The sequence below is a fragment of the Kluyvera sp. Awk 3 genome (assembly GCF_028069715.1).
In the GTDB taxonomy this organism is placed as follows: domain Bacteria; phylum Pseudomonadota; class Gammaproteobacteria; order Enterobacterales; family Enterobacteriaceae; genus Kluyvera; species Kluyvera georgiana_A.
The window spans coordinates 1-255 of the sequence record NZ_JANEWH010000360.1 but is presented as its reverse complement, the minus strand read 5'-3'; the positions used below and the strand labels follow the sequence as shown (position 1 = coordinate 255).

Below are 255 nucleotides of genomic sequence, written 5' to 3'. Positions count from 1 at the left end.
GACTTAACAAACCGCCTGCGTGCGCTTTACGCCCAGTAATTCCGATTAACGCTTGCACCCTCCGTATTACCGCGGCTGCTGGCACGGAGTTAGCCGGTGCTTCTTCTGCGAGTAACGTCAATCGCTGTGGTTATTAACCACAACGCCTTCCTCCTCGCTGAAAGTACTTTACAACCCGAAGGCCTTCTTCATACACGCGGCATGGCTGCATCAGGCTTGCGCCCATTGTGCAATATTCCCCACTGCTGCCTCCCG

At 54.9% G+C, this 255-nt stretch carries 1 rRNA gene; it reads right to left on the bottom strand.

Annotated elements, in window-relative coordinates:
- Positions 1-255: ribosomal RNA gene (locus tag NNN71_RS25375) — 16S ribosomal RNA — on the bottom strand; the annotation flags it as partial.